This window comes from Variovorax sp. GW460-12-1-14-LB1, from assembly GCF_059423605.1.
The window spans coordinates 17,662-42,549 of record NZ_JBWKYF010000003.1 but is presented as its reverse complement, the minus strand read 5'-3'; the positions used below and the strand labels follow the sequence as shown (position 1 = coordinate 42,549).

28 protein-coding genes and 1 pseudogene are annotated in these 24,888 nt (G+C 70.3%); 16 read left to right on the top strand and 13 right to left on the bottom strand.

Annotated features, from left to right (window positions below; genetic code table 11):
- The first annotated feature begins 112 nt into the window (after window positions 1-112).
- Window positions 113-553 (top strand): universal stress protein, encoded by a 441-nt coding sequence (locus AC07Y4_RS02405; RefSeq protein WP_056579296.1) that lies wholly within the window; start codon window positions 113-115, stop codon window positions 551-553.
- Here the strand turns inward: AC07Y4_RS02405 and AC07Y4_RS02400 are convergent.
- Window positions 540-1,211, bottom strand: coding sequence for an RluA family pseudouridine synthase (locus AC07Y4_RS02400; protein WP_369629604.1), 672 nt, complete (start codon window positions 1,209-1,211; stop codon window positions 540-542). The two genes, AC07Y4_RS02405 and AC07Y4_RS02400, sit on opposite strands and share 14 nt — an antisense overlap.
- 128 nt (window positions 1,212-1,339) lie before the next feature.
- Here AC07Y4_RS02400 and AC07Y4_RS02395 point away from each other — a divergent pair, with 128 nt between their 5' ends.
- A complete protein-coding gene (locus AC07Y4_RS02395; RefSeq protein ID WP_495274183.1) occupies window positions 1,340-2,536 on the top strand; it encodes an MFS transporter in 1,197 nt (398 codons plus the stop codon).
- 3 nt (window positions 2,537-2,539) lie between these two features.
- Here the strand turns inward: AC07Y4_RS02395 and AC07Y4_RS02390 are convergent, their stop codons facing one another.
- Genes AC07Y4_RS02390 through AC07Y4_RS02380 form a run of 3 tightly spaced genes read right to left on the bottom strand, consistent with a single transcriptional unit; the run spans window position 2,540 to window position 3,262 of the window.
- Window positions 2,540-2,824 (bottom strand): 2Fe-2S iron-sulfur cluster-binding protein, encoded by a 285-nt coding sequence (locus tag AC07Y4_RS02390; protein WP_495274131.1) that lies wholly within the window; start codon window positions 2,822-2,824, stop codon window positions 2,540-2,542.
- Window positions 2,821-3,111 (bottom strand): VF530 family protein, encoded by a 291-nt coding sequence (locus tag AC07Y4_RS02385; RefSeq protein ID WP_095746194.1) that lies wholly within the window; start codon window positions 3,109-3,111, stop codon window positions 2,821-2,823. The genes AC07Y4_RS02390 and AC07Y4_RS02385 overlap by 4 nt, the downstream gene beginning before the upstream one ends.
- Window positions 3,112-3,115: 4 nt before the next feature.
- Window positions 3,116-3,262, bottom strand: a complete 147-nt coding sequence (locus AC07Y4_RS02380; RefSeq protein WP_167395057.1) for a hypothetical protein — start codon at window positions 3,260-3,262, stop codon at window positions 3,116-3,118.
- A gap of 86 nt (window positions 3,263-3,348) precedes the next feature.
- Here AC07Y4_RS02380 and AC07Y4_RS02375 point away from each other — a divergent pair, with 86 nt between their 5' ends.
- On the top strand, window positions 3,349-3,867 hold the full coding sequence (locus AC07Y4_RS02375; protein ID WP_062477596.1) for a GNAT family N-acetyltransferase: 519 nt from the start codon (window positions 3,349-3,351) through the stop codon (window positions 3,865-3,867).
- 90 nt (window positions 3,868-3,957) lie between these two features.
- Window positions 3,958-4,875, top strand: a complete 918-nt coding sequence (locus AC07Y4_RS02370; protein ID WP_095746193.1) for a DUF808 domain-containing protein — start codon at window positions 3,958-3,960, stop codon at window positions 4,873-4,875.
- 26 nt (window positions 4,876-4,901) lie between these two features.
- Here AC07Y4_RS02370 and AC07Y4_RS02365 read toward each other — a convergent pair whose 3' ends face one another.
- On the bottom strand, window positions 4,902-5,117 hold the full coding sequence (locus tag AC07Y4_RS02365) for a hypothetical protein (protein WP_062477590.1): 216 nt from the start codon (window positions 5,115-5,117) through the stop codon (window positions 4,902-4,904).
- Between the two features lie 136 nt (window positions 5,118-5,253).
- Here AC07Y4_RS02365 and AC07Y4_RS02360 point away from each other — a divergent pair, with 136 nt between their 5' ends.
- Window positions 5,254-5,688 (top strand): hypothetical protein, encoded by a 435-nt coding sequence (locus AC07Y4_RS02360; RefSeq protein ID WP_235926431.1) that lies wholly within the window; start codon window positions 5,254-5,256, stop codon window positions 5,686-5,688.
- 78 nt (window positions 5,689-5,766) lie between these two features.
- Complete coding sequence (locus AC07Y4_RS02355; protein ID WP_495274130.1) at window positions 5,767-6,564, top strand: enoyl-CoA hydratase/isomerase family protein; 798 nt, start codon at window positions 5,767-5,769, stop codon at window positions 6,562-6,564.
- A gap of 16 nt (window positions 6,565-6,580) precedes the next feature.
- Here the strand turns inward: AC07Y4_RS02355 and AC07Y4_RS02350 are convergent, their stop codons facing one another.
- Both AC07Y4_RS02350 and AC07Y4_RS02345 read right to left on the bottom strand, forming a co-directional pair.
- On the bottom strand, window positions 6,581-7,684 hold the full coding sequence (locus tag AC07Y4_RS02350) for a M14 family metallopeptidase (RefSeq protein ID WP_307696133.1): 1,104 nt from the start codon (window positions 7,682-7,684) through the stop codon (window positions 6,581-6,583).
- 46 nt (window positions 7,685-7,730) lie between these two features.
- On the bottom strand, window positions 7,731-9,053 hold the full coding sequence (locus AC07Y4_RS02345) for an MFS transporter (protein ID WP_495274129.1): 1,323 nt from the start codon (window positions 9,051-9,053) through the stop codon (window positions 7,731-7,733).
- Between the two features lie 128 nt (window positions 9,054-9,181).
- Here AC07Y4_RS02345 and AC07Y4_RS02340 point away from each other — a divergent pair, with 128 nt between their 5' ends.
- Window positions 9,182-10,081 (top strand): LysR substrate-binding domain-containing protein, encoded by a 900-nt coding sequence (locus AC07Y4_RS02340; RefSeq protein ID WP_495274128.1) that lies wholly within the window; start codon window positions 9,182-9,184, stop codon window positions 10,079-10,081.
- 19 nt (window positions 10,082-10,100) lie between these two features.
- On the opposite strand, the gene AC07Y4_RS02335 is transcribed toward AC07Y4_RS02340, so the two are convergent.
- Window positions 10,101-10,418: a hypothetical protein gene (locus AC07Y4_RS02335; RefSeq protein WP_492727876.1), complete on the bottom strand. Its 318-nt coding sequence runs from the start codon at window positions 10,416-10,418 to the stop codon at window positions 10,101-10,103.
- 219 nt (window positions 10,419-10,637) lie between these two features.
- Here AC07Y4_RS02335 and AC07Y4_RS02330 point away from each other — a divergent pair, with 219 nt between their 5' ends.
- Together AC07Y4_RS02330 and AC07Y4_RS02325 are read left to right on the top strand one after the other, a co-directional pair.
- Entirely contained in the window at window positions 10,638-12,758 is a 2,121-nt protein-coding gene (locus AC07Y4_RS02330) for a TonB-dependent siderophore receptor (RefSeq protein ID WP_495274127.1), read from the top strand.
- 55 nt (window positions 12,759-12,813) lie between these two features.
- Window positions 12,814-15,207 carry a PepSY domain-containing protein gene (locus AC07Y4_RS02325; RefSeq protein WP_495274126.1) on the top strand — a complete coding sequence of 798 codons (2,394 nt, stop codon included), beginning with the start codon at window positions 12,814-12,816 and terminating at the stop codon, window positions 15,205-15,207.
- Here the strand turns inward: AC07Y4_RS02325 and AC07Y4_RS02320 are convergent, their stop codons facing one another.
- The gene (locus AC07Y4_RS02320) at window positions 15,208-15,867 is read right to left on the bottom strand and encodes a glutathione S-transferase (RefSeq protein ID WP_495274125.1); all 660 of its coding nucleotides are present in this window, start codon (window positions 15,865-15,867) and stop codon (window positions 15,208-15,210) included. It lies immediately after the preceding gene.
- Between the two features lie 92 nt (window positions 15,868-15,959).
- Here AC07Y4_RS02320 and AC07Y4_RS02315 point away from each other — a divergent pair, with 92 nt between their 5' ends.
- Together AC07Y4_RS02315 and AC07Y4_RS02310 are read left to right on the top strand one after the other, a co-directional pair.
- Window positions 15,960-16,832 (top strand): helix-turn-helix transcriptional regulator, encoded by an 873-nt coding sequence (locus AC07Y4_RS02315; RefSeq protein ID WP_495274124.1) that lies wholly within the window; start codon window positions 15,960-15,962, stop codon window positions 16,830-16,832.
- A gap of 64 nt (window positions 16,833-16,896) precedes the next feature.
- Entirely contained in the window at window positions 16,897-17,808 is a 912-nt protein-coding gene (locus AC07Y4_RS02310; RefSeq protein WP_495274123.1) for an SDR family oxidoreductase, read from the top strand.
- A gap of 6 nt (window positions 17,809-17,814) precedes the next feature.
- Here the strand turns inward: AC07Y4_RS02310 and AC07Y4_RS02305 are convergent, their stop codons facing one another.
- Both AC07Y4_RS02305 and AC07Y4_RS02300 read right to left on the bottom strand, forming a co-directional pair.
- Window positions 17,815-18,393, bottom strand: a complete 579-nt coding sequence (locus AC07Y4_RS02305; RefSeq protein WP_495274122.1) for a GNAT family N-acetyltransferase — start codon at window positions 18,391-18,393, stop codon at window positions 17,815-17,817.
- A 30-nt stretch (window positions 18,394-18,423) separates the two neighbouring features.
- Window positions 18,424-18,840 carry a hypothetical protein gene (locus AC07Y4_RS02300; protein WP_492742397.1) on the bottom strand — a complete coding sequence of 139 codons (417 nt, stop codon included), beginning with the start codon at window positions 18,838-18,840 and terminating at the stop codon, window positions 18,424-18,426.
- Window positions 18,841-18,950: 110 nt separating this feature from the next.
- Between AC07Y4_RS02300 and zigA the strand changes: the two genes are divergently transcribed.
- Window positions 18,951-20,144: a zinc metallochaperone GTPase ZigA gene (gene zigA, locus AC07Y4_RS02295; protein WP_369646324.1), complete on the top strand. Its 1,194-nt coding sequence runs from the start codon at window positions 18,951-18,953 to the stop codon at window positions 20,142-20,144.
- Window positions 20,145-20,157: 13 nt separating this feature from the next.
- Here the strand turns inward: zigA and AC07Y4_RS02290 are convergent.
- Both AC07Y4_RS02290 and AC07Y4_RS02285 read right to left on the bottom strand, forming a co-directional pair.
- Window positions 20,158-20,810 (bottom strand): annotated as a pseudogene (locus AC07Y4_RS02290) (FMN-binding negative transcriptional regulator).
- A gap of 24 nt (window positions 20,811-20,834) precedes the next feature.
- A complete protein-coding gene (locus AC07Y4_RS02285; RefSeq protein ID WP_062477006.1) occupies window positions 20,835-21,314 on the bottom strand; it encodes a Fur family transcriptional regulator in 480 nt (159 codons plus the stop codon).
- A 176-nt stretch (window positions 21,315-21,490) separates the two neighbouring features.
- Between AC07Y4_RS02285 and AC07Y4_RS02280 the strand changes: the two genes are divergently transcribed.
- The 4 genes from AC07Y4_RS02280 to AC07Y4_RS02265 all read left to right on the top strand — a co-directional run bounded on the left by AC07Y4_RS02280 (window position 21,491) and on the right by AC07Y4_RS02265 (window position 24,802).
- A complete protein-coding gene (locus AC07Y4_RS02280) occupies window positions 21,491-22,153 on the top strand; it encodes an alpha/beta hydrolase (RefSeq protein WP_495274121.1) in 663 nt (220 codons plus the stop codon).
- A gap of 76 nt (window positions 22,154-22,229) precedes the next feature.
- The gene (locus AC07Y4_RS02275) at window positions 22,230-22,547 is read left to right on the top strand and encodes a putative quinol monooxygenase (protein WP_159270917.1); all 318 of its coding nucleotides are present in this window, start codon (window positions 22,230-22,232) and stop codon (window positions 22,545-22,547) included.
- 165 nt (window positions 22,548-22,712) lie between these two features.
- The gene (gene gshA, locus AC07Y4_RS02270) at window positions 22,713-24,269 is read left to right on the top strand and encodes a glutamate--cysteine ligase (RefSeq protein ID WP_062477001.1); all 1,557 of its coding nucleotides are present in this window, start codon (window positions 22,713-22,715) and stop codon (window positions 24,267-24,269) included.
- A 152-nt stretch (window positions 24,270-24,421) separates the two neighbouring features.
- Window positions 24,422-24,802, top strand: a complete 381-nt coding sequence (locus tag AC07Y4_RS02265) for a response regulator transcription factor (RefSeq protein WP_487848285.1) — start codon at window positions 24,422-24,424, stop codon at window positions 24,800-24,802.
- Window positions 24,803-24,888 lie beyond the last annotated feature (86 nt).

Genomic DNA, 24,888 nt, shown 5'->3' with positions numbered 1-24,888 from the left:
TGGTCGGAGTCCTACAGGGCGGGTTCTGCATAGCGGTTAAATTCGGGGCCCGACCCGGTGCGAACCGGGTCCGTCAGTCTGTCTGTCTGCGAACGCTAAGCGAGGTCCCGCCATGTTCAATCACATCCTGGTCCCCATCGACGGCTCCGAAACTTCCATGCTCGCGGTCAGCAAGGCCAGCGGTCTCGCCCTGGCCTTCGGCAGCCGCATCACGCTGATCCACGTGATCGACAACTACCCCTTCATCGGCGTGGGCGCGGACTACGCGCTCGGCCAGAACGAATACCTCGCGGCGGCCACTGCCAGCGCCAACGCGGCGCTGGCACGCGGCGTGGCCGCCCTGGCGGCCGAAGGCCTGCACAGCGACCAGCGCGTGATCGACGGCCACGTGGTGCACGAAGGCATCGTCGACACCGCCATCGCCATCGCGGCCGACCTGATCGTGATGGGCTCGCACGGGCGCAGCGGCATCGAGAAACTGCTGCTGGGCAGCGTGACGCAGCGCGTGCTGCAGGACGCCACCATGCCGGTGCTCGTCGTCAAGGGCCGCTGAGCACGAAGCCCGCCGCACGTTCGAAGTGCAACGGCTCCCGCGTCGCGGGATGCACGAACCCCAGTTCCCTGGCATGCAGCAGCAGGCGCGGCGCGCGTGCCTGCAGCGCGGCGTCGCCGTACAGCGCATCGCCCAAAATCGGGTGCCCGATCGACAGCAGGTGAACGCGCAGCTGGTGTGAGCGGCCGGTGAGCGGCTCCAGCAGCACGTGCGTGGCCGCAGGGCCGCCGGGCGGCGACACGCTGGCCAGCGCGCGCCAGCGCGTGAGGCTGGGCTTGCCGGCCGGGTCGATCTTCTGCAGCGGCCGGCGCGGCCAGTCGGCCATCAGCGGGGCGTCGATGAGCGACCAGTCATCGCGCTGCGGCATCACGCCGTCGACCACGGCTTCGTAGCGCTTGTGCACCTCGCGGTCGGCGAAGGCCGCGCTCAGGGCGCGCTGCATTTCCAGGCCGCGCGCCATCACCACCAGGCCGCTGGTGCCCATGTCGAGCCGGTGCACGATGAGCGCGTCGGGCCACTGGCGCTGGGCGCGCGCGCTCAGGCAGTCCTGCTTGTCCTCGCCGCGCCCGGGCACGCACAGCAGGCCGGCGGGCTTGTCGAGCACCAGCAGGTGGGCGTCTTCGTGAACGGGAAGCAGGTCGGGCGGCGAAGCGGTCATGGGGACAGCGAGTGTAGAGAGGCTCAGAAAGCTGGAAGAAGGCTGGGCTATCCTCGACCGATATGCCCGGCGCCGCTTCTCCTCCCTTGTCTCCCACGTTCACCGACCTGAGGCGCGAGCGCCCCTTCATGCAGCTGTGGGTGGCACGCCTCTTCGGCACCGCCGCCTCGCAGATGATGCTCGTGGCCATCGGCTGGCACATGTACGAGCTGACCGGCAGCGCGTGGGACCTGGGCCTGGTCGGTCTCTACCAGTTCGTGCCCGCGCTGCTGCTCGCGCTGCTGGCCGGCCACGTGGTGGACCGGCACCACCGCGCCCGCATCGTGGCGGTGTGCTTCGCGGTGCAGGGCACGGTGGCGTTGGCGCTGCTGTTCGCGGTGCTGCACAAGAACGACACGCGCGGGCTGCTGCTCGGGCTGTCGCTGGTGCTGGGCGCGGTGCGCGCCTTCCAGATGCCGGCGCAGCAGGCGCTCACGCCGCTCCTGGTACCGCCGCTGCTGCTGTCGCGCGCGATGGCGTTCAGCTCGGCGGGCATGCAGGGCGCGATCATCGGCGGCCCCGCGCTCGGCGGGCTGCTGTTCGTGGCGGGCATGGCGGTGGTGTACGGCGCGAGCGTGCTGTGCTTCGCGGTGGCCTGCGTGCTGGTGCTGCGGCTGCGCTACGACCACGGGCCGGCCGCGCGCGAGCCGGTCACCCTGGCCACGGTGTTCGCGGGCGTGAATTTCATCTGGAAGCGCAAGCCGGTGCTGGGCGCCGTGTCGCTCGACCTGTTCGCGGTGCTGCTGGGCGGCGCGGTGGCGCTGCTGCCGATCTATGCCAAGGACATCCTGCACACCGGCCCCTGGGGCCTGGGCCTGCTGCGCAGCGCGCCGGCGGTGGGCGCGCTGGTGATGTCGATCGCGCTCACGCGCCGGCCGGTCGAGCGCAACGTGGGGCGCACGCTGCTGCTGGCCGTGGGGGCGTTCGGGCTGTGCATGGTGGTGTTCGGGCTGTCGAAGAGCTTTCTCGTCTCGCTCGTCGCGCTCGCGGTGTCGGGCGGGGCCGACATGGTCAACGTCGTGATCCGCCAGACGCTGGTGCAGCTGGAAACGCCCGACGCCATGCGCGGGCGGGTGAGCGCGGTCAACTCGATCTTCATCGGCGCGAGCAACCAGCTCGGCGAGTTCGAGTCGGGCGCCACGGCGGCGCTGCTGGGGCCGGTCGGCTCGGTGGTGCTCGGCGGCGTGGGAACGATGCTGGTGGCGTTGACGTGGTTCCGGCTGTTTCCGTCGCTCGCGCAGCGCGACCGGCTGGTGGTCGCGGCACCGGCGTCGGCGCGGTCCTGATCCTCAGTCGAAGAGGGCGCGCGCCTGCGGCACGTCGAGCGTGAGGTCGCTCTGCGCCTCGGCCACGCACGGAAGAATCCAGCCGTCGATCTTTTCGTCGAAGCTCAGGCCCGGCCATTCGATGAGGTGGCGGCTCTCGCCCGACAGGCGCTGGCAGATGCAGGTGCGACAGGTGCCGTTGCGGCACGAACTGGGCAGTTCGATGCCGGCCTCCTCCGCCGCATGCAGCAGCGTGACGCCCGCCTCGGCCTCGAATTCGAGGCCCGACGGTTCGAGACGGACCTTCATCGCGTCGGAGGTTCTTGCTGTTGCTGCTGCTGTTCGCGGCGTTGCTCGCGCAGCATGAAGAGGTACAGGCTCTCGACCTTGTCGCGCGCCCAGGGCGTCTTGCGCAGGAACTTGAGGCTGGAACCCACGCTGGGCTCGCTGATGAAGCAGCGGATCGGCACCAGGTGCCCCAGCTGCTCCCAGCCGTAGTAGTCGGCCAGCGCAGTCACGATGGCCTCCAGCGTGAGGCCATGCAACGGGTTGCGCGGCTGCGCCGGCTTGGGGGCGGGCGCGGGGACGTCGGTCACTCGGTCACTTGTTCTTGAGCTTGCCGCGCGGAATCACCGCCGTGGTGACGGTGCGCACGGGCTCGATGCCGCCGGTGGGGGCCTTCGGCGGCGAGGTGTCCTTCTTCGGTTTCTTCGCTTCCTTGTTGGTGCGTTGCTGACCCTTGGCCATGTGCTTTCTCCAGTTGATACGTGCGGATGCCGGAGGAGTTTAGCGGTGCGGCGACAATAGCCGGTTCCACACGTTTTTCCGCTTTCATGTCCGATTACGAAGTTCGCCCCGCCACGATGCGCGACGCCAAGGCCGTCGCCGAAGTCCATGCCCTCTCTGCCAAGGCCGCCTACGAAGGCATCCTGTCCGAAGACGACCTGCGCGTGCTGGCCCCCGCCTCGCGCGAGGCCAAGTGGCGCGAGGCCATCGAATTCAGCGAACCCCAGGTCCATGTGGTGACGCACGGCAGCGAGATCGTCGGCTTCGTGGGCTTCGACCGCTCGCGCGACCCCAAGACGCCGCCCACCACGGGCGAGATCTGGGCCATCTACGTCAAGCCCGAGCACTGGGGCAAGGGCGCCGGCGTGGCCCTGTGGGACGCCGCCCGCGAAGGCCTGGCCGAAGAAGGCTGCACCACGGTCACCATCTGGGTGCCGCTGCGCAACGACCGCGCCATGCGCTTCCACGAACTCGCCGGCTTCAAGCGCGAGATGAAGACCGCCAAGACCACCGCCCTGGGCACGGTCCGCGTCGAAGAAATCCGCCTCAAGCGCGCGGTGGACTGATCCACCCCCGGATGCCGCGTACGGTCTTCACCGGCGCGGCCATCGGCTGCGGATAAGCTCGCCGCTTCTTCCACAGCCTGACTTTCGCCCATGGCCACCAGCCTGCTCCTGCTGCTCGACGACATCGCCACCGTGCTCGATGACGTCTCCGTCCTCACCAAAGTTGCTGCCAAGAAGACCGCCGGGGTGCTCGGCGACGACCTGGCGCTGAACGCGCAGCAGGTCACCGGCGTGCGCACCGAGCGCGAGCTGCCGGTGGTGTGGGCCGTGTGCAAGGGCTCCCTCGTCAACAAGGCGATCCTGGTGCCGGCCGCACTGGCCATCGGCACCTGGCTGCCCTGGCTGGTGACGCCGTTGCTCATGGTGGGCGGCGCGTTCCTGTGCTTCGAGGGCGCCGAGAAGCTGGTCCACAAGTTCCTGCACAAGAAGGAGCACGAGGCCGACACCGCGCGCCACCAGAAGGCCGTGGCCGACACCACGGTCGACGTGGTCGCGGTCGAGAAGGACAAGATCAAGGGCGCGGTGCGCACCGACTTCATCCTCTCGGCCGAAATCATCGCCATCACGCTGGGCACCGTGCAGGGCCAGCCGTTCACGACGCAGCTCAGCGTGCTGGTCGGCATTGCGCTGATCATGACGGTGGGCGTCTACGGCCTCGTGGCCGGCATCGTGAAGCTGGACGACGCGGGCCTGTACCTGAGCCAGCGCAGCAGCGCGGCGGCGCGCGCCCTGGGCCGCGGCATCCTGGCGGCGGCGCCGTGGCTCATGAAGGGCCTGTCGGTGGCCGGCACGGCCGCCATGTTCCTCGTGGGCGGCGGCATCCTGGTGCACGGCGTGCCGGCGTTCGGCCATGCGGTCGAAGACTGGGCCAAGGCCACGGGCGGCGTGTTCGGCACGCTGGGCTCGATGGGCGTCAATGCTGTCGTCGGCATCGTGGCTGGTGCCGTCGTGCTGGCCGTGGTGGAACTCGTCGGCAAGCTGCGCGGCAAGAAGGCGGCGGCGCACTGAGCGCCTGCTGACCTTGCGGCCGGGCCTCAGCGGTCCGGCTTGCCGCGCTGGAACAGGCCGACGCCGACCAGCGCCACCCCCAGCGCGAGCGCGAACCAGCCGACGAGGTACGCGCCGGCCACCATCTCGAACCAGCGCGTGCCCTGCAGGAAGCGCGGCCCCAGCAGCACGGCGACGCCGATCAGGAGGCAGAGGATGCCGCGCTCGATGGTGCGCAGCTGTCGTTGGGGGCGTCGGGCCATGGGGGTCTTTGCAAGGGAAAACGGAAGCGGCCATTGTCCCGCGCCGCGTGGAGAGGCCGGTAGCAGCCTGAAAACGTCGCGTGCGCGCATCGCTCGGCGCGCAAAAATGCTTCCAAACGTTGCAGAATCGCAGGCCATGCCATACCGCCACCTGCCCACCGGTTCCGCCTTCTTCCTTCCGTTGCGACGCGCCTGCGTGGGCGCCTCGCTGGCCGTGATGGCCGCCACGGCCTTCGCGCAGCCGCAGCCCGACCCCGCCGGTTTTCCGATGGACTCGGTCGGCTACCTCAACGAGGAGCTGCCGCGCATGGAGGCGGCCATTGCCGCGAAGGACCGCAGCTTCTTCCTCGGCGCGATGACGCGCATGGTGCAGTTTTCCGAGCGCTGGGGCTTCAAGGCCAAGGCCAACCCCGAGCTGGCCGCCTACCCGATGTGCACGGCGGCCGTCATGGACTACGCGGTGGTCGGCATGTGCAGGCTGAACCCCGCCGACGATGCCTGCGAGCCGGGCCTGGCGCCGCGTTTCGATGCGAACGTGAAGCGCTGCCGCGAGCTGGCCGCGCAAAAATAGGCCTCCGGCCTTTCGTCCTTCCTCTCACCGAACGAAGTCCTCGCGCCATGGCCGTGCGTGCGGGGCGGAGACACACGCATGGACTACACCCGCTACCAGACCCTCGCCCTCACGCGCCGCGGCGCGAACGGCGCGGTGCTCGACATCCAGATGCGCGCCGCCAACGGCAAGCTGCCCACGGCCGGCCATGACGGCCACCGCGAGCTGGCCGAGATCTGGCGCGACGTGGCGGCCGACGCCACGGTGCGCTGTGCAGTGCTGCGCGGCGAGGGCATGGGCTTCTCGGGCGGCGGCGACCTGGGCATGGTGCAGGACATGACCACCGACGACACCGTGCGCCAGCGCGTGTGGAAGGAAGCGCGCGACCTGGTCTACAACCTCATCAACTGCGACAAGCCCATCGTGAGCGCCATGCACGGCCCGGCCGTGGGCGCGGGGCTGGTGGCGGGGCTGCTGGCCGACATCTCCATCGCCACGAAGAACGCGAAGATCGTCGACGGCCACACGCGCCTGGGCGTGGCGGCGGGCGACCATGCGGCCATCGTGTGGCCGCTGTTGTGCGGCATGGCCAAGGCCAAGTACCACCTGCTGCTGTGCGAGCCGGTGAGCGGCGAGGAGGCCGAGCGCATCGGCCTGGTGTCGCTGGCCGTGGACGAGGCCGACCTGTTGCCGCGCGCCTACGAGATCGCCGACCGCCTCGCGGCCGGCAGCCAGAGCGCGATCCGCTTCACCAAGTACGCGCTGAACAACTGGCTGCGCCAGGCGGGGCCGACCTTCGACGCCTCGCTGGCGCTGGAGTTCATGGGCTTCGCGGGCGCCGACGTGCGCGAGGGCGTGGCCTCGCTGCGCGAGAAGCGCGCGCCTAACTTCGGCTGAGCCGACCTCCGCCGGGTCAGGCCTTGCTCAGCCCTTGCAAGGTCTGCAGGAGCACGACGCGGGTCTGCCCCAGCACCATGCCCTTCCACTCGTCGTTGTCGCAGTAGAACGCGTCGCGCAGGCGGCGGCGGATCTCGCGCTTCTGCGCTTCGGGCGCCTCGGGGTGGCGGCGCAGCCAGGTGTCGGCGCGCAGGCGGTCGAGCACTTCCAGGTCGGGCAGCGTGCCGAACTCCAGGCCCATGGGCGCGACGCGCGCGTTCGGGCATTCGTCGTAGGCGGTCGAGATCACCGGGCCCGACACGTCGGCCGAGGCCGAGTCGCCCGCGAAGGGCGCGAACACGTCGGCGCCCCACCAGGCATGGGCCAGCGCGAGGTCTTCGGGCGTGTTGCGGCCCGGGTAGATCTTTTCGCCGTGGCCGTAGGGGCCCAGGCCCGTGTGCACGTCGATCCAGCCCAGGTGCGTGGCCGAGGCCGCGTAGCCGCGCAGGATCGCGCGGATGGTGCGGTTGCTCCACGACGGCGCGGTGCCGCCGTAGAAGAGGCCGTCGGGCGAGGTGTACTGCCCGCGCGTGACGGCCGCGCGGAAGGCGGTCATGCCGTGCGTGGCGATGTAGGCGGCCACGGCCGCGTCGTCGGCCGGCGTCGGCGGCCAGCTGGCGGGCAGCACCAGCGGCTCCACGTCGGCGTACTCGGCGTTCACCGGCAGCGGCGCGCTGAAGTCGATGTGGTTGCGGTTCAGGTCGATGTTGTCTTCGTTGGTGCGGTGCAGGTGCGAGAAGCCGTGCGGGTTCACCGCATGCACCAGCAGCAGCGCGACGCCCGCGCGTTCGAGGCGCGCGAGCAGGTCGGCGTCGTTCAGCGTGGCCACCTGCGCGCCCGAGCCGCAGAAGCCCTCGGGGCCGTGCGTGCCCGAGGTGACGAGCAGCACCTTTTTCGCGTCGGCCGCGCCGATCAGCGCGACGTCGGTGGCGAGTTCTTCGCCGAGCGCGCCGCGGTGCGTGGGGTGCACGAACGACTCGATGGTGGCGCCGCGCGCCGCGGCGGCCTCGAGGAACTTGGCGCGGGCTTCGACGTACGTGCCCGAGAAATGGCGGGTGGCGGCGGTGGCAGGCTGGGACATGGCGGGAAGATTCCTGTGCATGAAGGCGGGAAGGAGGAAGACGGTATCAGGCCGGCGCGTGGGCGTGGGCCGCATCGATGTCGCGGCCGGTGTGGTCGCGCAACCAGAGCAGGCCGAGCAGCGACACCAGCGTCATCCCCACCAGGTACCAGGCCGGCGCGAGCTTGCTGCCGGTGGCGTTGACCAGCCAGGTGCTGACGAAGGGCGCGAAGCCGCCGAACAGTGCCACGCCCACGCTGTAGACCAGCGACATGCCGCTCGCGCGCACGCGCTTGGGAAACATCTCCGGCAGCATCGTGATGCCCGGCACCGTCTGCACCACCAGGCCGATGCTCAGCACGCCGAGCACGGTGAACAGCACCACGGGCGTGGGCGAGGCGTTGAGCCACAGAAAACCCGGGTAGATCAGGATCGCCATCACGATGCGGCTCCACAGGATGAGCGTCTTGCGGCCCACGATGTCCGACCACTTGCCCACGAAGGGCGCGAGCGCGAACGACAGCAGGCCCGTGAGCGCTGCGCCGAACAGCGCCACCGACGGCGTGAGGCCGAGCTCGCGCACGGCATACGTCGGCATGTAGAAGGTGACCACGTAGGCCGCCGTGGTGCCGCCCACCAGCGCGAGGATGGCGGCCAGCACCGTCCTGCCGTGCTGCGTGCAGACGATCTTCAGGCTGCTCTCGCGCGGCGCCTTCGCGTCTTCGGGCGTGATGTGCAGCGATTCCTCGAGGTGGCGACGGATGTACATGCCCACCGGCGCGATCAGCATGCCGAGCACGAACGGCACGCGCCAGCCCCAACTCTGCATGGCCTCGGCGGACAGCGAGACGGTCAGCACGCCGACCACCACGGCACCCATCAGCACGCCCAGGCCCTGGCTCGCGAACTGCCAGCTCGCCATGTAGCCGCGGTTGGCCGGCGTGGCGTGCTCCACCAGCAGCGTGGTGGAGGCGCCCACCTCGCCGCCGGCCGAGAAGCCCTGGATCAGGCGCGCCAGCACGATCACGATCGGCGCCGCGACGCCGATGCTTGCGTAGGTCGGCGTGAAGGCGATCAGCGCGCAGCCCAGCGCCATCAAAAAGATCGTGAGCGTCATGGCCTTCTTGCGGCCCGCGCGGTCGGCGTACGCGCCGATCACGATGCCGCCCAGCGGCCGCATGATGAAACCGACGCCGAAGCTCGCCACCGTCAGCAGCAGCTGGCCGTAGGAACTGAAGGTGGGGAAGAACAGCTTGCCGATCACCAGCGCGAGAAAGCCGTAGACCGTGAAGTCGAAGAATTCCAGGCCGTTGCCGATGGTGGTGGCCACGATGGTCTGGCGCCGGCGGGCCGGCGAGGAAGGCGAGGGCTGGGAAGCGGGGGTGTTCATGTGTCTCCTGTGTGTATCGGGGGCGCAGGCCGCGTGGGCCCGAACCGCGGCGGATGCTAGAGACTCGCCGCTGTCATGAAAAGACAATAATTGGGCGTCAACGATAACTTTTGGTTGTCACTCCAAAGATGAAGCCCAATCAGTTGCATGCCTTCGTGGCCGTGGTCGAGCAGCTCAGCATCCGCGCCGCCGCGCGCGTGCTCGGCATTTCGCAGCCGGCCGTGACCAAGATCGTGCGCGAGCTGGAGCGCGAGGTCGGCGCCCCGCTGGTGGAGCGCAGTGTGAAAGGCGTGCGGCTCACGCAGTTTGGCCTGGCCTTCGCGCCGCGTGCGCGGCTGCTGCTGGCCGACATGGAACGCGCGCGCGACGAGATCGCACAGATCCGCGACGGCGCCACCGGCTCGGTCTCGCTGGCGGTGAGCGCCTCGTTCGCGCTCACCGTGCTGCCCGCCGCCTTCAAGGACTTTCACACGCGCCTGCCCGCGGTCGACGTGCAGTTCAGCGAGGCCGTGCTGCCGTGGATGCTCGCGCGGCTGCGCGACGGGTATCTCGACTTCGCGGTGGCTCACATCGTGCCCGGCACGCTCGATCCGCAGTTCGAGGCGCTGGAGCTGTTCCCGGTGCAGCTGGTGGTCGGCCTGCGCGAGCGCCATCCGCTGCGCAATGCGCGCTCGCTGAACGACCTTTATGCCGCCGAATGGGTCCTGCCGGGCGACGACCACGGCGGAACCAACGCCGTGGCGCCGCTGTTCACCCCGCTCGGCTTGCCGCCGCCCACGCGCGTGCTGCAGGGCCACTCGGTCACCGTGGCGCTCGCACTGGTGGGCCACATGGACTTGATCGGCCTTTTTGTCGAGCCGCTGGCCGGGCTCAGCTTCAAGCGCCACGGCATCCGGCGCGTCGATGTGTGCGAGACGCTGCCGGTGCTGAACGTGTGCGTGGTGCGCCGGCGCGGGCAGCCGTCGACGCCGGCGGCGCAGCACTTCATCGAGTGCATTCAGCGGGCGTCGGCGATGAGGGCGACGTAACGGCCCGCCGGGCCTTTGCTCAACGCGAGAACAGCACCAGCGCCACGAAAAGCAGTTTGACGCCGAAGGCCACGAGGGCGCTGGCGACCACCATCAGCACCACGAAGGCGACGAAGTAGGCCACGCGTCGGCCCCAGTGCGGCACGCTCGGCACGGCATACCAGTAGAGCAGCGCGGCCGCGCCGAGGTTGATGGCCTGGACCGCATACATGGTGACGCGCGAGGCTTCGGGCGAGTCAAGGACCGACGGGCCCAGCCACATGCACAGAAGTCCCAGCAGCGGAACGACGGTGACCCAGGCGAGCACGCCGAGCGCCAGGCGTCCGGCCGTCTTCATCGCAGGGCGTCCCGTCCGGTCGATGTTTCACTGGCAGTCATGAATTCCTCCTTGATGGCGTTTCGACATGGAACGCTCTGGCGTCCGATCCTATCGGCAGGGTCCGGCAACTGTTGTCAAATGAGAACTCCTCTCATCCATAATCCCTCCCGCTTCCGCGCGCCGGAAGCGTCACCAGGCCGCCGGGAGGCGCGCCGCCAGAACATCCAAGGGATCTGAATGAAGAGAGTTTGTGTGAGCCTCGCGCTCGCCGCCGTGCAGGCGGCGCAGGCGCAATCCGTGCCTGCGTCCGCTGCTCCCGAATCGCGGGCAAGCGAGCTGAGCACCGTCAACGTCGAGGCCTCGCGCGCCAACGGCTTCCTGGCCGAGACGGTCGAGGCGGGCACGTTCCGGGGGGCGTCCGTGATGGACGTGCCGGCCACGGTCAACACCGTGACGCGCGAGGTGATCGAGCTGCAGGGCGCGGCGGGCGTGTACGACGTGCTGCGCAACACGGCCGGCGTGACGCGCCAGCAGAACGGCGGCGACACCTTCGACCAGCTCGTCATCCGCGGCATTGCCGTGGAGAACCGCACCAACTACCGCCTCAACGGCGCGCTCGCGATCCCCAACGTGTCGGAAATTCCGATGGAGAACAAGGAGCGCGTCGAGGTGCTCAAGGGCGCGTCGGCGCTGTACTACGGCTTCACCACGCCGGCCGGGGTGATCAACTTCGTCACCAAGCGCGCAGGCCGTACGCCCGTCACCTCGCTCGGGATGAGCGTCGACAACCAGGGCGGGCTGCAGGGCCAGGTCGACATCGGCCGCCAGTTCGGCGAGAACGACCAGTTCGGGCTGCGCCTGAACGCGGCTGGCGGCTCACTGGGCTCGACGATCGACGGCGTGGACGGCAAGCGCAGCTTCGTCTCGGCCGCGCTCGACTGGCGCGTGAACCGGCGGCTCACGCTGAAGGCCGACATCGAGCACTACCGCAAGCGCATCACCGAGCAGGCCGGCATCGCGCGGCTTGCGGCCGTGAACGGCGTCATCGCGCTGCCGGCGCTGCCCGATCCGCACCAGCTGATCGCGCCGCCCTGGGCCGTGTTCGAGGCCGAGGTCACCAACATGCAACTGCGCGCCGACTACGCCTTGAGCGACAACTGGGCGCTCAGCGTGGAAGCCGGCCATTCCGAGGCCGAGCGCGACCGGCGCCTGGCGCAGTTCGGCACCTACAACGTGCGCACCGGCATCGGCCGCCTCACGGGCAACGTGCAGCACCTCGAGCAGCGTTCCGACCTGCTGCGCGCCGAGCTGTTCGGCACCTTCGCCACCGGCGCGCTGCAGCACGAGCTGACGCTCGGCGCGGCGCGCAGCGACAAGACGCAGGCGCCCGTGTTCCAGCGCAACTACGGCGGCGCGACCACGCTGCAGAACCTGTACAACCCCGTGCCCATCGGCGCGCTGGCGCTGAGCGCGATGCCGTCGCGGCCCACCTCGGGCGCGCAGGACAGCGAGGAGCTGGGCCTGTACGCGCTCGACCGCATCACCTTCTCGCCGCAGTGGCAGCTGGTGGCCGGCCTGCGCCACACGCGCTACCAGAGCTGGCAGGGCGCGAGCGCCACGCTGCCGGCCCTCGACTACGGCGTGCGCAAGACCACGCCGCTGGCGGCGCTGAGCTACAAGTTCACGCCCGACCTCATGGCCTACGTGTCGTACTCGCAGGGCGTGGAAGAGGGCGAGGTGGCGCCGGCCGGCACCGCCAACCAGAACACGCGCATGCCGCCGGGCGTGAGCCGGCAGAAGGAAATCGGCCTGCGCTGGCTGACCGGCGGCGGCACGCTGCTGTCGGGCGCGCTGTTCGACATCGAACGGCCCGGCGCCTACACCGACAGCGCCAACACCTTCGTGGCCAGCGGGCGCCAGCGCTACCGCGGCCTCGAGGTGTCGGCGCAGGGGCGGCTCACGCCCGCGCTGGCGTGGCAGCTCTCGGGCCAGTGGCTCGATGCGGAGTTTCGCCGCATCAACGCGCAGTACGACGGCAAGCGGCCCGAGAACACGGCGCGCACCACGGCGAGCGCCTTCCTGTCGTACGACATCGCGGCGGTGCCGGGGCTGTCGGTCAACGGCGGCGCGTACTTCACGGGGCGCCGTCCCGTCGACGACCTGAACCAGGGTTTCATCGGCGGCACCACCGTCTTCGGCCTGGGCGCGCGCTACGTGGCGCAGCTCATGGGCAAGCGCACCACCTTCCAGCTGAACATCGACAACGTGGGCGACAAGCGCTACTGGTCGGCGGCCGGCACGCGGCTGGCGGTCGGCACGCCGCGTACGATCAAGGCCCTGGTCAAGATCGATCTTTGAACCCGCGCGCCCCGCCTTGGCGGGGCTTCCTGTTTCCCGTTTTCTTCTGTTTTTCATGGCTTTGCTGCGTCGCGTCTGGTTCCAGATCCATTGGTTCATCGGCATCACGGCGGGCAGCGTGCTGGTCGTCATCGGCCTGAGCGGGGCGACGCTGTCGTTCCGCGCCGAGATCACCGACCTGCTGAACCCGATCCCCGCGGCCTCGGCCGCACCCGCATTGGCACCGCCCGCGCTCGTCGCGCGCGTGCAGGCCGAGATGCCCGGGCGGCGCATCGCCACTGTCGCCGTCTCCACCGAGCCCGGGCGCGCCGCGCGCGTCGGGTTCGCGCCGCCACCCGGTGAGCGGCGCGGCGAGACGCGCTTCGCCGATCCCGCCACCGGCGCGCTGCTGCCCGATCCGGTGGGCGAGCACTTCTTCGAGTTCGTCGAAGAGCTGCACCGCTGGCTGCTGCTGCCGCGCGACGACGGCAAGCCCCTCACCGGCTCGCTGGCCGGCCTGTTGCTGCTGCTCGCGCTGTCGGGCCTGTACCTGCGCTGGCCGCGCCGGCCCTTCGCGTGGCGCCAGTGGCTGCGCATCGACTTCGCGCTGCGCGGCCGTGCCTTCCTGTGGAACCTGCATGCGGTGGTCGGCACCGTCGCGCTGCTGGCCTACGTGGTGTCGACCACCACCGGCATGTACTGGGCCTTCGACGGGCTGCGCAAGGTGGTGGACGGCGCGGTCGGCGAGGGCCGTGTGGTGCGTGCCGAACGCGCGCCGGCCGATGCCCCGGTGACGCTCGACCTGGCGCGCGTCTGGCAGGCCTTCGTCGATACCACGGGGGGCGACTGGACCCAGGTGACGCTGCGGCTGCCCGCGCGCAACGGCACGCAGGTGGAGGCCGTCTACCTGCGCACGCATGCCGAGCATGAGCGCGCGCGCAACCGCCTGTACCTGCAGGCCGCGACCGGCGAGACGCTGCGCCACGAACGCTATGCCGACAAGCCGCCCATGGGCCGCTTCGTGAACAGCATCTACCCGCTGCACATGGGCACCTACTGGGGCCTGCCGGGGCGCATCGTGATGATGCTCACGAGCCTGGGGATCGCGCTCTTCGCGATCAGCGGCTGGATGATGTACCTCGGCCGCCGCCGCACCGCGAAGGCCGTGCGCGCCGAGCGCGCGCGGCTCGATGCGGCCGCCGTGCCCGCCACGGCGGGCGATGCGGGGCAGGTGCTGGTCGCCTTCGCGAGCCAGACCGGCCATGCCGAGCGCCTCGCACTGCAGACGGCCAGTGCGTTGCAGGCGGCCGGTGTCGCGGCGGTGGTGCGGCCCGTGTCGGCACTGAGCGCTGACGCCTTGCTGCACTTCCGTCAGGTGCTGTGGGTGGTGAGCAGTTTCGGCGAGGGCGAGCCGCCCGACAGCGCGCGCGCCTTTGCTCGCGCGTTCGCGCGGCAAGGCGGCCCGGGTCTGCGCCATTTGCGCTACGGCTTGCTCGCGCTGGGCGACCGCCACTACGCGACCTTCTGCGGCTTCGGCCGCAAGCTCGACCACGACCTGCACAACCAGGGTGCGCAGCCGCTGTTCCCGATGATCGAGGTGGACGGCGAAGACCCGGCAGCGCTCGCGCGTTGGCACTATGCGCTGCGCGAGACCTTCGGGGTGCGCGATGCAGCGTGGCCTGTGTCGACCGCGCCGGCTTTCGAAGCCTGGCGGCTCGATGGCCGGCGCCTGCTCAATGTGGGCAGCCAGGGCGATCCGCTGTTCGAAGTCGAGCTGCGGCGTGTCGATGGCGGCACGATGAACTGGACACCCGGCGCGCTGGTCGAGATCGTGCCGCGCCAGATGCACGACGACGGCGCCCCGGCGCCCGCGCCGCGCAGCTACTCGGTCGCGTCGATTCCGTCCGACGGCGCCGTCCAGTTGCTGGTGCGGCAGGCGCGGCACGACAACGGCCTGGGCGTGGCCTCGGGCTGGCTCACGGTCGGCGCGCCCATGGGCACGGAACTCGCGCTGCGCCTCGTCGCCAACCCGGGCTTCGCGCTGCCCGACGACGCGCGGCCCTGCATCTTCATCGGCAACGGCTCGGGCTTTGCGGGCCTGCGCGCGCTGCTGCGCGAGCGTGCGCGCCGAGGGCACGGCCGCAACTGGCTGGTGTTCGGCGAGCGGCAGGCGGCGCACGACGGTTTCGGCGCGGACGAGGTCGCGGCATGGCAGGCCGGCGGCCTCGTGGCGCGCGCCGACTTCGTCTACTCGCGCGACCAGCCGCAGCGCGTGTACGTGCAGGACTGCCTGCGCGAGGCTGGCGAGGTGCTGAAGCAGTGGGTGGACGAAGAGGGCGCGATCGTCTTCGTGTGCGGCAGCCTCGAAGGCATGGCGCCGGGCGTGGATGCGGCGCTCACCGAGGTGCTGGGCGAGAGCGGCATGGACGCGCTCATCGCCGAAGGCCGCTACCGCCGCGACGTGTACTGATCAAGCGGGCGGAAAGCTCACGCCCGGTTCGCCCGCTTGCCAGGGCGCGTACTTGGTCATGGTGCGCGCGAACATGTCCGACGCGGTCCAGCCCGCGAGCCAGGCTTGCAGGCGCGGCCAGGGCTGGGCGTCGAACCAGGCCGCATCGACCATCGCGAACTGGCGCACGAAGGGCATGAGCGCCGCGTCGGCCAGCGTGGCGTGCGCGCCGGCCAGTTGCGCCGATATCGCGAGCCGGTCTTCGAGCCCTTGCAGGAAGCGCGCACCCTCGTCGCGCGCCGAGCCTTCCGATGCGGGGTAACGCGCCGGGTACTTGTAGCGGTCGATCAGCGGCTTGAAATCGTTGTCGCAGGTGGCGATCAGCGCGAGCAGGTCGTCGAGCGTGCCGCGCTCCGGCGCCAGCCAGCGCAGCGGGTCGTGGCGGCGCAGCGCCCACAGCATCACGTCCAGGCTCTGTTCCAGCACCGCCGCGCCGCCGTCGAGCACCAGCACGGGCACGGTGCCTTTGGGCGAGGCCGCGAGCATCTCGGCGGGCTTGCGCTTCAGCTCGACCTCGCGCAGTTCGCAGCGCTGTTCGCTCGCCACCAGCGCGAGCCGGGCCCGCATCGCATAGGGGCAGCGGCGGAACGAATAGAGCACGGGGAGGGCGGAATCGGGCATGCGAACGACAGGTGAGCAGAGGGAGCCGGCCGATTGTCGGCCCGTGCCCGCCGGGTCGCGCGGCGGCGGGTTTTTCCTCACAATCGGCTGCCATGGGCGAACGTCTTTTCCTCCGGCTTCACGACGACCCGCTGCACGGGCCGGAGTCGGGCGTGCCCGACGGCACGCTGCAGGTGCTGCCGATTGCGCCGGCCCTGCGGTCGCATGTCTTGCACCTGCTGATGTACCGCGAGACCTTCGCGCCCGGCCACGAGGTGCGCGAGCGCGTGCTGCCCGACGGCGCGATCCGGCTGGTCTTCAACTTCGGCGATGCGCCCTCGGCCGACGACGCACCGGGGCAGGCAGTCGAAGCCATCGGCGCCTTCGCCGCGCCCGCCGTGGTGCGGATGCGCGACACGGTGGAAGGCCTGTCGGTGGCGCTGCGCCCCGGCGCGGCGGCCGCGCTGCTGGGCGTGCCGGCCGGCGAGATCGCGGGCCGCGCGGTGCACCTGGACGAACTCTGGGGCGGCGAGGGCACCACGTTGCTCGCGCGCATGGCCGAAGCGCGCGGCGATGCCGCACGCGCGCAGCTGCTGCAACACGCCCTGGTGAAGCGCCTGCAGAAAGCCGGCGACGGCACGCCGCCGGCCGCCGCGATGCATGCCGCGCGGCTCATCGCCGCCGCCGACGGGCGCCAGGCATTGCGCGAGGTGGCGCAGGCGGTCGGCGTGGGCGAGCGCCGGCTGCAGCAGCTCTTTCATGCGCATGTCGGGCTGTCGCCGCGCGCCTGGGGCCGGCTCGCGCGGCTGCATGCCTGCCTGCGCGCGCTGCGCCTGCACAGCGCGCCGGCCTGGGCCGACATGGCGCTGGACCACGGGTTCTACGACCAGTCGCACCTCGTCAACGAGTTCCGCGCCCTGTGCGGCGTGACGCCCACCGAGTTCCTCGGGCGCCGGGTTTCGGTTTCTTCCAAGACGGCGCGCTGAGGCCGGCCTATCGTGGCCGCTTGTCCTGCCCAAGGACCCTCACCGAACGAAGGAGCAACGACACATGACAGCAGCCCCCTCCACCCCTGATGCCGCGCACCGTCCGCTGGCGGGCCGCGTGGCCGTGGTCACCGGCGCCAGCCGCGGCGCGGGCCGTGGCATCGCGCAGGAACTGGGCGCGGCCGGCGCCACCGTGTACGTGACCGGGCGCAGCACCCGCGCGCGGCCGGCCGACAGCTATGGCCAGCTGCTCGCGCTGTCCGAGCTGGCCGTCTTGCCCGGCACCATCGACGACACCGCCGAGGAGGTCACGCAACTCGGCGGGCGCGGCATTGCCGTGGCCTGCGACCACACGAAGGAAGACGAGGTGGCGGCGCTGTTCGCGCGCGTCGAGCGCGAGCAGGGCCGGCTCGACCTGCTCGTGAACAACGCCTGGGGCGGCCACGAGAGCTTCACCGGTGTCTTCGAGGCGCCGTTCTGGGAGCACCCGCTCGCCAACTGGGATTCGATGTTCGACCGCGGCGTGCGCAACCACCTCGTGGCCAGCCGCCGCGCCGCGCCGTTCATGGTGGCGCGCAAGCAGGGCCTGATCGTCACCACCACCTTCTGGGACCGCGGCCACTACCTGCGCGGCAACCTGTTCTACGACCTCGCCAAGGCCTCGATGACGCGGCTGGCCTTCGGCATCGCGCAGGAACTGCAGCCGCACGGCGTGGCTTCGGTGGCGGTGTCGCCGGGCTGGATGCGCACCGAGTTCGTGCTCGCGGGCCACAAGACCGACGAAGCGCACTGGCAGGAGCGCCCCGCGCTGGCGCGCACCGAGTCGCCGCGCTACCTGGGCCGCGCCGTGGCCGCGCTGGCGGGCGATGCGCAGGTGCTCGACAAGACCGGCCAGGTGCTGCGCGTGGCCGATCTGGCGCGTGCCTACGGCTTCACCGACATCGACGGGCGGCAGGTCGAGCCGTTCGAGCTGTAGGGCGCGTCAGCGCAGGTCGCGCACGTCGATGCGAAAGCGCAGCTCGGGCGCGCCGCCGAGCCCGGGCTCGGTGATGAACTCCTCGACCAGCACGCCGCCGTTGGCGCGGATCACGCGCTGCGAGGCGAGGTTGTCGGGGCTGGTCGTGATCTCGACGTGGTCCAGGCCGATGCCGCGCGCATCGGGCAGCAGCGCGCGCAGCGCGGCGGTGGCGTAGCCCCGGCCGCTTTTCCACGGCACCACGCCGTAGCCGATGTGGCCGAGGCAGTACGAAGGCAAGGCGTTGGTGCCCGGCTGCCAGCGCAGCTGGATGCTGCCGCAGAACTCGCCGTCCCACAGCCAGCGCCGGTAGCCCGGCAGCCGGGGCACGGTGCCACCGGTGGGCAGCGCGATGGGTGGGCCCTTGGCTTCGCGGTCGACGAGGCCGGCGAGAAAGCCGTCGGGGTCGGTGCGGATCAGCGCCAGTTCTTCCCGGCCGGCTTCGGCCCGCAGGTTGTTGGGCGACCAGCCGCGTTCCAGTGCGGCGATGTAGCCGGGCAGGTGCTCGGGCGAGGGCCAGACGAGCTGCAGGGCGGAGGGGGACATGGGACGCGGTCCTTTTTCTTTCGGGTTCATTCAGTACGAGCGCAGGGCGATGCCCCAGCGCCCCTCGGCCTGCACGACGATCCAGAGGTTGGCGTGCGTGCTGAGCACCGCGCCGGCCGCATCGCGCCGCGTGTAGTGCACGACGAAGTGCACCTTGTCGTGGCTCAGGAGCACCGGCTCCTTCTTCTCGTACTGTGTGGAGGCCCAGCCGCTGGCCTTGAGCGTGTCGAAGAAATCCACCGGGTGCTGGCCGGGCGCGGGCCAGTCGAGCCGCTGCGCGCCCGAGAGCATCGTGTGCGGAAAGTGCAGCTCGGCGTCCATGCCGCGCGTGTCCGAGGCATTGAACGCGGCCGTGAAACGGTCGAGGCAGGCCGACGCGGCGGCGACGACGGTCGCGTGCGGCGCGTCGGAGGGCGGCGGGGCGACGAAGGCAGAGAAATCGGTCATGCGCTGGATGGTAGGCGAGCGCGCGCCTGTCGGTCACGTTTGCATGAAATGCAACTGAGTTGCGTCAATCCATATAATGCAATTCTGTTGCAACTACGGAGCCTGCCCTCATGGCCGATCGTCTTCCCGTCACCGTGCTGTCCGGCTTCCTGGGCGCCGGCAAGACCACGCTGCTCAACCACATCCTGCACAACCGCGAGGGCCGCCGCGTGGCGGTGATCGTCAACGACATGAGCGAGGTCAACATCGACGCCGCGCTGGTGCGCGAAGGCGGCGCCGCGCTGTCGCGCACCGACGAGAAGCTGGTCGAGATGAGCAACGGCTGCATCTGCTGCACGCTGCGCGAAGACCTGCTGATCGAGGTGAAGCGGCTCGCCAAGGAAGGGCGTTTCGACCAGCTCGTGATCGAGTCGACCGGCATCTCCGAGCCGCTGCCCGTGGCCGAGACCTTCACCTTCGCGGGCGAGGACGGCCAGAGCCTGGCCGACGTGGCGCGGCTGGACACCATGGTCACGGTGGTCGATGCCTTCAATTTCCTGCGCGACTACGGCTCGCCCGACAGCCTGGGCCAGCGCGGCCAGTCGCTGGGCGACGAGGACACGCGCACGGTGGTCGACCTGCTGATCGAGCAGATCGAGTTCTGCGACGTGCTCGTGGTCAACAAGACCGACCTCGTGACGGCGCAGGAGCGCGAGCGCCTGATGGCGATCCTGCGCAGCCTCAACCCGCGTGCGCGCATCGAGGAATCGGAGTTCGGCCGCGTCGCGCTCGACCGCGTGCTCGACACGGGTCTGTTCGATTTCGAGCAGGCCGAGCAGGCACCCGGCTGGCTGGCCGAGCTGCGCGGCGAGCACGTGCCCGAGAGCGAGGCCTACGGCATCCGCAGCTTCGTCTACCGGTCGCGCCTGCCGTTCCATCCGCAGCGCTTCTGGGACCTGGTGCAGAGCGAGTGGGAGGGCGTGGTGCGCTCCAAGGGCTTCTTCTGGCTCGCGAGCCGGCCGACCCGCGCGGGCGCGTGGTCACAGGCCGGCGGTGCCTGCCGCTACGGCGTGGCGGGCCTGTGGTGGGCGGCCGTGCCGCGCGAACACTGGCCGACCGACCCCGACGGGCTCGAACTCATCCGCAAGAACTGGGACGACGCCACCGGCGACGCGCGCCAGGAGCTGGTGCTGATCGGCATCGGCATGGACGAAGCCGCACTGCGCGCGCGGCTCGATGCCTGCCTGCTCACGCCCAACGAGATGCGCTTCGGCCCCTCGTGGTGGCAGAACCTGCCCGATCCGTTTCCGTCGTGGAACGTGTGAGCGCGCGGGCGGTTCAGTCGCCGGCGCTGTTGGGCTGCATCGCCTGCTGCACCAGCCGCGCCATGGCCGACGCGTTCTCGCTGCCGACGGCGGCCAGACCCTGCACCGTGCCTTGACGGTCCTGCAAGGCTTCGTCCTGGCTGGCCTTGAGCTTGCCTTCGAGGCGGTCGATGGGAATTTCGATGCCCACCACGGCGCGCGCCAGCTTGCGGATGAAGGTCTCGGGCGCGTCCGTGGTCTGCCAGGGCACGGGTTGGCCGGCCTCGTTCGCCGCGGTCAGCCGCGCGAGCAGGTCGAGCAGCCAGGCTTCGTCGTCGATGGCGCGCGCGATGCGTGCGCGTGGGCGACGGCGTAGTTCCAGGTCGGCACCACCTGGCCGTGCTCGGCCTTGCCGGGGTACCAGCCGGGCGTGATGTAGGCCTGCGGCCCCTGGAACATCACGACCGACGGGGCCGGCGCATCGAGCTGGCGCCACACGGGATTGGCACGCGACACGTGGCCGAGCAGCGTGCCGAACGGGCCGCGCGAGCGGTCGAGCAGAAAGGGCAGGTGGTTGGCGACCAGCCCGTCGGCGCCCGGCACGACCCAGGCGCCCAGCGGATGCGCGTCGATCAGCGCGTGGCTCGCGCCGATGTCGGGCTGGCGGTGGTGCCGGGAGACGTACACGCGCGGCCTGGTCGGCTCGGCGACCTATCGGGCACAGTCGCCGCACATGCCGTGCAGCGTGAGCGCCGTGTGCCGCGTGTCGATGCCCTGCTTGCGCAGCGCCTTGCCGAGCCGGCCCATCACCTTGGGCAGTTCGGGGTCGGAGGGCAGGGCCAGCACCTTGTGGCACTGGTCGCATTCGAAGGTGTTGCCCGAGGCGGTGTCGACGTGCCGCGCGAAGCGGTTGACCCGGTCGGCGCCCACGCGGCGGTCGCACAGGCCGGCCTCGACCAGCCGGTCGAGCACGCGGTAGAGCGTGACGCGGTCGGGCGGCTCGCCCGTGGCGGCGGTGTAGGCGGCGGCCACTTCCTCGTGGGTCAGCGGCTGCGAGCCGTGTTCGAGCAGCTCGAGCACGGTCTGGGCGGCGCGCGTCACGCGCAGCCCGCTGCCGCGCAGCAGCGCCTCGCTGTCGAAGGCGGGGCCGGGCGACGAGGTCTTCGGGGACGGGTTCGGGGTGGTCTTCATGCGAAACGCCATTGTGTTGCATCCGGCGCTCCCTTGTGCCGGCAAGGGCGCCGGGGCGGCCCGACGGCCCGGATGTTGCGAGGTGCAAGTCAGCCAACCGGCCGTTTCGCCGCGGCCCGGGTCGCCCGAATGCGCTAAGGTCTGGGCATTCGCATTCCTGAATACCTTCGTTGACCATGTCCCGTCCCCCCATCGAAATCGAAACCGCCCCGAACCCCACCGCCTCGGTGGTCCTGATGCACGGCCTGGGTGCCGACGGCAACGACTTCGTGCCGATCGCCGGCGAGCTCGACCTGTCGGCCGTGGGCCCGGTGCGCTTCGTGTTCCCCAATGCACCCGTCATTCCCGTGACCATCAACGGCGGCTACGAGATGCCCGCCTGGTACGACATCGCGGTGGCCGACCTGGTGGCGCGCGAGGACGAGGCCGGCCTGCGTCGCTCGCAGGCGAGCATCGAGGCCCTCATCGCCAACGAGAAGGCACGCGGCATTCCCGCCCACCGCATCGTGGTGGCTGGCTTCTCGCAAGGCTGCGCGATGGCGCTGATGACAGGGCTGCGCCACGGCGAGCGGCTGGCCGGCATCGTCGGCCTTTCGGGCTACCTGCCGATCGCCGCGACCACGGCGGCCGAGCGCCACGGCGCCAACCACGACACGCCCGTGTTCCTCGCGCACGGCCGGCAGGACCCGGTGGTGCCGCTGGCGCGCGCCGAACAGTCGCGCGACGCGCTGGTGGCGCTGGGCCACCCGGTCGAATGGCACGAATACCCCATGGCGCACTCGGTCTGCATGGAAGAGATCGCCGACCTCAACCGCTTTTTGCTGCGCGTGTTCGGCTGAAGGCCCGTCACGTCGGGCCGCGCGCGCATCCATCCTGATCCTGTCACCCCGAAAGAACGCACAGAAGGAGACCCCCATGATCCTGGTCATCGGACACGCGCTGGCAAAGGCCGACACCCTGCAGGCGATGCTGGCCATCAGCGTGGAACACGTGCTGCGCTCGCGCGCCGAGCCCGGCTGCATCTCGCATGACGTCACGACCGACGTGCAAGACCCGCTGCAGCTCACCTTCGTGGAGCGCTGGAGCGACATGGCGGCGCTGCAGGCGCACTTTCGCGTCGATGCGTCGCGCGCTTTCGGCAAGGCGCTCGCGGCCATGGCCGACGGCGTGCCGTCGATCCATGTCTACCAGTCGGAAGAGATCGACCTGTCGGCGGGCCGCGCCAAGGCCTGAATTTCGAACCCCGCTGCGCGCCGCAAGGCCGGTGGTATTTGAGAGGGTAGCTATGAAAAAAGTAGCAAAAAACAGCATAGCCGGATGCGGGATTCCCTGCTTCAGCAGTGCCTGTCCGCCCGTGCTACCTTCCAGCCCCACAGAAGATTGATGGGTCATAAGAACATGAGCAACAGATTGCAGGAGAGGCTGGGTGCACTCCCGGCCGCGCGATTGAAGGGAATGCGTCGCGGCATCGAGAAGGAAAGCCTGCGCGCGCTGCCCGACGGCAAGCTGGCCCTCACGCCGCATCCGCTGGCGCTGGGCTCGGCGCTCACGCATCCGCACATCACGACCGACTTCAGCGAATCGCAGCTCGAGCTCATCACGGGCGTGCACGCGGGCGTGGAGTCGGCGCTCGAAGAGCTCACGCGGGTGCACCAGTTCACCTACCGCGTGCTCGACCAGCTCGGCGACGAGCGCCTGTGGGTGTCGAGCATGCCCTGCGGCCTGCCGACCGACGAGACCATTCCGATCGGCCGCTACGGCTCGTCGAACGTGGGCCGCGCCAAGAGCGTGTACCGCATGGGCCTGAGCCACCGCTATGGCCGGCGCATGCAGACCATTTCGGGCATCCACTACAACTGGTCGCTGCCGGAGGTGTCGAGCGAAGAGTACTTCGCGCTCATCCGCAACTTCCGCCGCCAGGCCTTTTTGCTGCTGTACCTGTTCGGCGCCTCGCCGGCCCTGTGTTCGAGCTTTGTCGCGGGCCGCCCGCACGAGCTGCAGCCGCTGGGCGACGGCAGCATGTACATGCCGCACGGCACCTCGCTGCGCATGGGCCGCCTGGGCTACCAGAGCGAGGCGCAGGCCTCGCTGGCCGTGAGCTACAACAGCCTGGAGGGCTACGGCGCCTCGCTGCAGGACGCGCTCACGCGCCCGTGGCCGGCCTACGAGGCCATCGGCATCCGCAACCTGGGCGGCGACTACAACCAGCTGGGCACCAGCCTGCTGCAGATCGAGAACGAGTTCTACGGCACGATCCGCCCCAAGCGCGTCATTCACTCCGGCGAGCGCCCGCTGCATGCGCTGCGCGAGCGCGGCGTGGAGTACGTCGAGGTGCGCCTGATGGACCTCGACCCCTTCGAGACCGTCGGCATCAATGCGCAGACCATGCGCTTCATCGACGTGTTCCTGCTGCACTGCCTGCTGAACGACAGCCCCGACGACACGCCGCAAGAAATCGCCGACCTGGCGCAGAACCAGCACCTCACGGCCGCGCGCGGCCGCGAGCCGGGGCTGAAGCTGCGCCGCGACGGGCGCGAGGTCGGGCTCACCGACTGGGGCCTGGAGCTGGTCGAGCAGTGCCTGCCGATTGCCGCCGCGCTCGACGCGGCGCAGGGCGGCACGCAGCACGTCGACGCGGTGCGCGCCGCCAAGGCCGGCCTCGAGAACCCCGACAGCCTGCCCTCGGCCCGCGTGCTCGCGGCCATCGAGCAGCAGCACGGCAACTCCTTCGTCGGCTTCGTGCGCGCCCAGTCGGAGCAGACCCGCGCCGCGCTGCTGGCGCTGCCGTTCTCGGCCGCGCAGCAGGCCGGTTTCGAGCAGATGACGGCCGAGTCGATCCAGGCGCAAAAGCGCATCGAGGCGGCCGACACCATGCCGTTCGAGATCTACCGCGAGCAGTACGTCTCGCCGGCGCGCCTGGGCATGGCCCCCGGCCGCCTGCCGGTCGCGGCCTGAGAAGGTCACCCCGGCGGCGCCGGCCGGCGCATGCCGACAGCGCCGCTGGCCGATGGCCTACAGCCATTGGCCTGTCCGGCTCACCGTGGCGCGGCGGTCAGCCCGGATGATGGCGTCATGCGCTGCCCAGTTCCGGACCCGAGACACCCACCATGACGCTCCATGCCTACCTGGTCGAGGACAGTCCGGTGATCCGCGAGAACCTGGTCGACTTTCTCGAGGACGTGATCGATGCGCACGTGATCGCCTCGGCCAGCACCGCCGACGAAGCGCTCGAATGGCTGCGCGACCACAAGAGCGACTGGGACCTGGCCATCGTCGACCTGTTCCTGCAGCGCGGCAACGGCCTGGCCGTGCTGAACGCCTGCCGCCAGCGCTCGCCGCACCAGAAGGTGGTGGTGCTCAGCAACTACGCCACCGCCGACATGCGCCTGCGCTCGCAGCAATTGGGCGCCGATGCCTTCTTCGACAAATCGGCCGAACTCGACCAGTTGGTGGCGTACTGCGCCACCGTCCAGCCGTCGCATGGGTGACTCCCGCCGGGGGCGCCCGGCGGCAAGCAGGGCGGGGAACTGAGGTAAAACGTTGGGTTGTTGTCAATTGGCAACCTTTACCAACA

Coding starts and splice junctions, on each gene's coding strand:
- gshA (WP_062477001.1), top strand. CDS start 22,713: ATGAGCAACAGATTGCAGGAGAGGCTGGGTGCACTCCCGGCCGCGCGA.
- AC07Y4_RS02280 (WP_495274121.1), top strand. CDS start 21,491: ATGTCCCGTCCCCCCATCGAAATCGAAACCGCCCCGAACCCCACCGCC.
- zigA (WP_369646324.1), top strand. CDS start 18,951: ATGGCCGATCGTCTTCCCGTCACCGTGCTGTCCGGCTTCCTGGGCGCC.
- AC07Y4_RS02380 (WP_167395057.1), bottom strand. CDS start 3,262: ATGGCCAAGGGTCAGCAACGCACCAACAAGGAAGCGAAGAAACCGAAG.
- AC07Y4_RS02310 (WP_495274123.1), top strand. CDS start 16,897: ATGACAGCAGCCCCCTCCACCCCTGATGCCGCGCACCGTCCGCTGGCG.
- AC07Y4_RS02370 (WP_095746193.1), top strand. CDS start 3,958: ATGGCCACCAGCCTGCTCCTGCTGCTCGACGACATCGCCACCGTGCTC.
- AC07Y4_RS02325 (WP_495274126.1), top strand. CDS start 12,814: ATGGCTTTGCTGCGTCGCGTCTGGTTCCAGATCCATTGGTTCATCGGC.
- AC07Y4_RS02275 (WP_159270917.1), top strand. CDS start 22,230: ATGATCCTGGTCATCGGACACGCGCTGGCAAAGGCCGACACCCTGCAG.
- AC07Y4_RS02335 (WP_492727876.1), bottom strand. CDS start 10,418: ATGAAGACGGCCGGACGCCTGGCGCTCGGCGTGCTCGCCTGGGTCACC.
- AC07Y4_RS02330 (WP_495274127.1), top strand. CDS start 10,638: ATGAAGAGAGTTTGTGTGAGCCTCGCGCTCGCCGCCGTGCAGGCGGCG.
- AC07Y4_RS02315 (WP_495274124.1), top strand. CDS start 15,960: ATGGGCGAACGTCTTTTCCTCCGGCTTCACGACGACCCGCTGCACGGG.
- AC07Y4_RS02400 (WP_369629604.1), bottom strand. CDS start 1,211: ATGACCGCTTCGCCGCCCGACCTGCTTCCCGTTCACGAAGACGCCCAC.
- AC07Y4_RS02355 (WP_495274130.1), top strand. CDS start 5,767: ATGGACTACACCCGCTACCAGACCCTCGCCCTCACGCGCCGCGGCGCG.
- AC07Y4_RS02375 (WP_062477596.1), top strand. CDS start 3,349: ATGTCCGATTACGAAGTTCGCCCCGCCACGATGCGCGACGCCAAGGCC.
- AC07Y4_RS02350 (WP_307696133.1), bottom strand. CDS start 7,684: ATGTCCCAGCCTGCCACCGCCGCCACCCGCCATTTCTCGGGCACGTAC.
- AC07Y4_RS02300 (WP_492742397.1), bottom strand. CDS start 18,840: ATGACCGATTTCTCTGCCTTCGTCGCCCCGCCGCCCTCCGACGCGCCG.
- AC07Y4_RS02365 (WP_062477590.1), bottom strand. CDS start 5,117: ATGGCCCGACGCCCCCAACGACAGCTGCGCACCATCGAGCGCGGCATC.
- AC07Y4_RS02265 (WP_487848285.1), top strand. CDS start 24,422: ATGACGCTCCATGCCTACCTGGTCGAGGACAGTCCGGTGATCCGCGAG.
- AC07Y4_RS02340 (WP_495274128.1), top strand. CDS start 9,182: ATGAAGCCCAATCAGTTGCATGCCTTCGTGGCCGTGGTCGAGCAGCTC.
- AC07Y4_RS02305 (WP_495274122.1), bottom strand. CDS start 18,393: ATGTCCCCCTCCGCCCTGCAGCTCGTCTGGCCCTCGCCCGAGCACCTG.
- AC07Y4_RS02395 (WP_495274183.1), top strand. CDS start 1,340: ATGCAGCTGTGGGTGGCACGCCTCTTCGGCACCGCCGCCTCGCAGATG.
- AC07Y4_RS02285 (WP_062477006.1), bottom strand. CDS start 21,314: ATGAAGACCACCCCGAACCCGTCCCCGAAGACCTCGTCGCCCGGCCCC.
- AC07Y4_RS02390 (WP_495274131.1), bottom strand. CDS start 2,824: ATGAAGGTCCGTCTCGAACCGTCGGGCCTCGAATTCGAGGCCGAGGCG.
- AC07Y4_RS02345 (WP_495274129.1), bottom strand. CDS start 9,053: ATGAACACCCCCGCTTCCCAGCCCTCGCCTTCCTCGCCGGCCCGCCGG.
- AC07Y4_RS02360 (WP_235926431.1), top strand. CDS start 5,254: ATGCCATACCGCCACCTGCCCACCGGTTCCGCCTTCTTCCTTCCGTTG.
- AC07Y4_RS02320 (WP_495274125.1), bottom strand. CDS start 15,867: ATGCCCGATTCCGCCCTCCCCGTGCTCTATTCGTTCCGCCGCTGCCCC.
- AC07Y4_RS02405 (WP_056579296.1), top strand. CDS start 113: ATGTTCAATCACATCCTGGTCCCCATCGACGGCTCCGAAACTTCCATG.